Source organism: Carnobacterium sp. (assembly GCF_032094055.1).
In the GTDB taxonomy this organism is placed as follows: domain Bacteria; phylum Bacillota; class Bacilli; order Lactobacillales; family Carnobacteriaceae; genus Carnobacterium_A.
The window spans coordinates 8,115-8,689 of sequence record NZ_DAMDAK010000098.1; the positions used below are offsets into that span (position 1 = coordinate 8,115).

General features: G+C 36.7%; 1 protein-coding gene. It reads right to left on the bottom strand.

The window, feature by feature from the left end:
- On the bottom strand, positions 1-317 hold a 317-nt coding region (locus tag RT405_RS12010), incomplete at its 3' end, for a cation:dicarboxylate symporter family transporter (protein WP_313469979.1).
- Positions 318-575 lie beyond the last annotated feature (258 nt).

The following is a 575-nucleotide window of genomic DNA, read 5'->3' on the forward strand; positions in this document are numbered from 1 at the left end:
CTGATTTTCCCCAAGTCTTTGGTACCTTCAATTTTCGTGAATGCTCCTACGATTGAGACAAAAATCAGCGGCATAATGAGCATTTGTAAAAAGCGCACATCCCCTGTTCCGACGATATTGATCCACTCAATGGCTCCTGTTGTAACGTCTCCTGTTGCTCCAAAAAGCAATTGAAGCAGAGCTCCAAATACAATCCCTGAACCTAGAGCGATAAAAACACGTGTTGAAAATTTAACGTGTTTCTTTTGCAGACGCCAAAAACTATAAATGACAGCTACAAATAAAAGTAATGCAATAATAATATAAAGATTTGTCATAGTGATCCTCCCTTTATTTTGCCTTCCTATGACTGGGAAAGCTGGTGTATCATAAGATTAAAGGTCTCAGACGAACATTTTTTCCGGATGCACGTCCTAAAAATGAGGAATAAATAGTCAAATTTAGTGATGCTTTATTTTACTTTATTTTAGTAAGAAGTTCAACTATTACTATTTTGACTCTATCCATTTTTCCGTTCAAAAAAAGGAAGCACTCATCAGGCTACTGTATCACCTTTTGCGCTTCCTTTTTTTTCG